The sequence below is a fragment of the Marseilla massiliensis genome (assembly GCF_016899855.1).
Classification (GTDB): domain Bacteria; phylum Bacteroidota; class Bacteroidia; order Bacteroidales; family Bacteroidaceae; genus Prevotella.
Genome location: NZ_JACJJG010000292.1, coordinates 1 through 246, shown reverse-complemented (window position 1 = coordinate 246; position 246 = coordinate 1). Strand labels below are relative to the sequence as shown.

At 56.5% G+C, this 246-nt stretch carries 1 pseudogene; it reads right to left on the bottom strand.

Annotation, left to right across the window (positions count from 1 at the left end):
• Positions 1–148, bottom strand: a pseudogene (locus tag H6A34_RS14805) (hypothetical protein); the annotation flags it as partial.
• Positions 149–246: the final 98 nt, after the last annotated feature.

Genomic DNA, 246 nt, shown 5'->3' with positions numbered 1-246 from the left:
CCGGGATGTTGATGCGGATGGTATCGCCTTCCTCCACCAGAGCGATGGGACCGCCCACAGCTGCTTCCGGAGAAATATGTCCGATGGACGCGCCTCTGGAAGCTCCGGAGAACCTTCCGTCTGTGATCAGAGCCACGCTGGATCCTATGGTGGCTCCCAAGAATCATGAAGAGTGGATTGAGTATGTGGAGGAGCTGAAGGCAAAATATCCGCTGAAATATCATGACGGCCAGGGGCTGGCAGGTC